We start from the raw sequence: 3691 nt of genomic DNA, 5'->3' as shown, positions 1-3691 counted from the left end.
CCAAGACCGGGGAAAGGCGGCGGGGGGCCGGGGGCCCCCCCGCTGGCTTCAGTGCGCCGGGGCGCGCTTCAGCGCTTTTCGGCCTGCATCCGCGCGACATAGGCGGCGGCCTGGGAGCGACGTTCCATGCCCAGCTTCGAGAGCAGGCTGGAGACGTAGTTCTTGATCGTCTTCTCGGCCAGATGCAGCCGCTCGCCGATGGCACGATTCGTCAGACCCTCGCCGATCAGGTCGAGAATCTTGCGCTCCTGATCGGTGAGGTTCGACATCCGGTCGTCGCCCTTGGGATTGTTCCCGTCGCGCAGCCGCTCCAGGACACGGGCCGTGGCGACCGGGTCGAGCAGCGACTTTCCGGCCGCCACGTCACGTACCGCCGTAAGGAGCTCATTGCCGCGGATGGCCTTGAGCACATAGCCGGAGGCGCCGGCCATGATCGCGTCGAACAGGGCCTCGTCGTCGGCGAACGAGGTGAGCATCAGGCATTTGATGTCCTCGTTCTGCGAGCGGATCTCGCGGCACACCTCGACGCCGCTGCCATCGGGCAGCCGCACATCGAGCACGGCCACATCGGGTCGCGTCGCGGGGATTCTTACCAGGGCGTCCGCGGCCGTACCGGCCTCGCCGACCACCTCGATATCCGCCTCGACGGACAACAGCTCATGAACTCCGCGACGGACCACTTCATGGTCGTCGAGAAGAAATACGGTGATTTTTCCTTCTTCGCGCACACCGCAAGTGTCACACACGGTCCCTTCCGCCGCTTCGGGCGTATCCCGTGAGTGGGCGATCCGGGAAAAAGACAAGCCTTCCAATGCGGAGGGTGACCGGGATAACGTGCCCGTGTTCCGGCCCCTTGCAACGCGCTGACCAGCGGCTGTTCCCCATCTCCGGGATTTACTTGGAAATCCAAGCAAAATCGCAGGTCAGATGGGGTTTCGCAGATATGCGATCCCGTGGGTAACGTGCTTTGTACAGGGCGCTCGCCGGGGCACCTGTCACGCCTGTTCCCGCATCCCGATCGCACCCACCCCGTGCGCGGGTACGGATACAGGTGAGCCGCACTGGTTCCCGGCCGATCCCGGGGGCCGGACCGACGGAGGAGTACACGTGACCGTGGAAAGCACCGCCGCGCGCACACCGCGCCGCACCAGCGGTGGCAAGCGCGCCGGGGGCAAGACCGCCACCAAGGCCGCGAAGACCGCGCAGGCCCAGGCCGCCGAGCCCGAGCTCGTTCAGCTGCTGACCCCCGAGGGAAAGCGCGTCGAGCACCCCGACTACGCCATCGACCTGAGCGCCGACGAGCTGCGCGGCCTGTACAAGGACATGGTCCTGACCAGGCAGTTCGACGCCGAGGCCATCGCGCTGCAGCGCCAGGGCGAGCTGGGTCTTTGGCCCTCGCTGCTCGGCCAGGAAGCCGCCCAGATCGGCTCCGGACGCGCCACGAAGGACGACGACTACGTCTTCCCCACGTACCGCGAACACGGTGTCGCCTGGTGCCGGGGCGTCGAGCCGAAGAATCTGCTGGGCATGTTCCGCGGCGTGAACAACGGCGGCTGGGACCCCAACAGCAACAACTTCCACCTGTACACAATCGTCATCGGCTCCCAGGCGCTGCACGCCACGGGCTATGCGATGGGCATCACCAAGGACGGCGCCGACTCGGCCGTCGTCGCGTACTTCGGTGACGGCGCCTCCAGCCAGGGCGATGTGATGGAGGGCTTCAACTTCGCCGCCGTCTACAACGCGCCGGTCGTGTTCTTCTGCCAGAACAACCAGTGGGCGATCTCCGAGGGCAACGAGAAGCAGTTCCGGGTGCCGCTCTTCCAGCGCGCCCAGGGCTTCGGCTTCCCGGGCGTCCGCGTCGACGGCAACGACGTACTCGCCGTCCTGGCCGTCACGCGCGCCGCGCTGGAGCGCGCCCGCCGCGGCGAGGGCCCGATGCTGATCGAGGCCTTCACGTACCGCATGGGTGCGCACACCACCTCCGACGACCCGACGAAGTACCGCAGGGACGAGGAGCGCGAGGCCTGGGAGGCCAAGGACCCGATCCTGCGCCTGCGCACCTACCTGCTCGCGGAGGGCCTGGCCGACGAGGCCTTCTTCAGCGAGCTCGAGGCCGAGTCCGAGGCCTTCGGTAAGAAGGTGCGCGAGGCCGTCCGGTCCATGGAGGACCCGGACATGATGGCGATCTTCGAGAATGTCTACGCGGACGGGAGCGCCCTCGTCGACGAGGAGCGCGCACAGTTCGCCGCTTACCAGGCGTCCTTCGCGGATGGGGAGGGCAAGTAACCATGGCCGTACAGAAGTTGCCCCTCGCGAAGGCGATCAACGAATCGCTGCGCAAGGCCCTGGAGACCGACCCCAAGGTCCTGCTCATGGGTGAGGACATCGGCAAGCTCGGCGGTGTCTTCCGTGTCACCGACGGCCTGCAGAAGGACTTCGGCGAGGACCGTGTCATCGACACCCCGCTCGCCGAGTCCGGCATCGTCGGCACCGCGATCGGTCTCGCGCTCCGTGGCTACCGCCCGGTCGTGGAGATCCAGTTCGACGGCTTCGTCTTCCCCGCGTACGACCAGATCGTCACGCAGCTCGCCAAGATGCACGCCCGCTCGCTCGGCAAGGTCAAGCTGCCGGTCGTCATCCGTATCCCGTACGGCGGCGGCATCGGCGCGGTCGAGCACCACTCCGAGTCGCCCGAGGCGCTGTTCGCGCACGTCGCGGGTTTGAAGGTCGTCTCGCCCTCGAATTCGCACGATGCGTACTGGATGCTCCAGCAGGCGATCCAGAGCGACGACCCGGTGATCTACTTCGAGCCCAAGCGGCGCTACTGGGACAAGAGCGAGGTCACTGCACCTATTGGCGGCTCCGCCGCGGGCGATGCCATTCCGGCTCCGCTGCACTCCGCCCGCACCCTGCGCCAGGGCACGGACCTGACCCTGGTGGCGTACGGCCCGATGGTGAAGGTCTGTCTCGAGGCCGCCGCCGCGGCCGAGGAGGAGGGCAAGTCGATCGAGGTCCTCGACCTGCGGTCCATGTCCCCGATCGACTTCGACGCGATCCAGGCCTCCGTCGAGAAGACCGGCCGCCTTGTGGTGGTCCACGAGGCTCCCGTCTTCTACGGTTCGGGTGCGGAGATCGCCGCGCGGATCACCGAGCGGTGCTTCTACCACCTCGAGGCTCCCGTGCTCCGGGTCGGCGGTTTCCACGCGCCGTATCCGCCGGCGCGGCTCGAGGAGGAGTACCTGCCGGGCCTCGACCGGGTGCTCGACGCCGTCGACCGCTCGCTGGCGTACTGAGGAGAGGGTCGTGACCACCATGACTACTGACGCTCGCTTCCGTGAGTTCAAGATGCCGGACGTCGGCGAGGGACTCACCGAGGCCGAAATCCTCAAGTGGTACGTCCAGCCGGGCGACACCGTCGCCGACGGGCAGGTCGTCTGCGAGGTCGAGACCGCCAAGGCCGCGGTCGAGCTGCCCATTCCGTACGACGGTGTGGTGCATGAGCTGCGCTTCCCCGAGGGGACGACGGTCGATGTCGGCCAGGTGATCATCTCGGTCGATGTCGCACCGGGGTCCGGGCCTGCGCAGACGCCGGCTGCGGCCGCTGCTCCGGAGGCTTCCGCAGCTCCCGCCTCGGAGGCCGCCGAGGCCGCCGAGGCCGCCGAGGGCGGCCGGGCCCGGGGCCGCCCGG

At 67.9% G+C, this 3691-nt stretch carries 4 protein-coding genes; 3 read left to right on the top strand and 1 reads right to left on the bottom strand.

The annotated features are described in order from the left end of the window. Positions 1-68: 68 nt before the first annotated feature. Positions 69-728 (bottom strand): response regulator transcription factor, encoded by a 660-nt coding sequence (locus tag JAO81_RS25250; RefSeq protein WP_199550217.1) that lies wholly within the window; start codon positions 726-728, stop codon positions 69-71. Between the two features lie 379 nt (positions 729-1107). Here JAO81_RS25250 and pdhA point away from each other — a divergent pair, with 379 nt between their 5' ends. From pdhA to JAO81_RS25235, 3 genes are all read left to right on the top strand, one after another. Next, a complete protein-coding gene (gene pdhA / locus JAO81_RS25245) occupies positions 1108-2289 on the top strand; it encodes a pyruvate dehydrogenase (acetyl-transferring) E1 component subunit alpha (protein ID WP_165334660.1) in 1182 nt (393 codons plus the stop codon). A gap of 2 nt (positions 2290-2291) precedes the next feature. Then, the gene (locus JAO81_RS25240) at positions 2292-3296 is read left to right on the top strand and encodes an alpha-ketoacid dehydrogenase subunit beta (RefSeq protein ID WP_199550216.1); all 1005 of its coding nucleotides are present in this window, start codon (positions 2292-2294) and stop codon (positions 3294-3296) included. 19 nt (positions 3297-3315) lie between these two features. After that, positions 3316-3691, top strand: a 376-nt coding sequence (locus tag JAO81_RS25235) for a biotin/lipoyl-containing protein (protein ID WP_307813674.1), incomplete at its 3' end; no start/stop codon positions are given.

The organism is Streptomyces sp. N35 (genome assembly GCF_016464295.1).
Taxonomy (GTDB): Bacteria; Actinomycetota; Actinomycetes; order Streptomycetales; family Streptomycetaceae; genus Streptomyces.
The sequence above is the reverse complement of the archived record's forward strand: the minus strand, read 5'-3'. Positions and strand labels throughout refer to the sequence as shown.

Coding starts and splice junctions, on each gene's coding strand:
- JAO81_RS25240 (WP_199550216.1), top strand. CDS start 2,292: ATGGCCGTACAGAAGTTGCCCCTCGCGAAGGCGATCAACGAATCGCTG.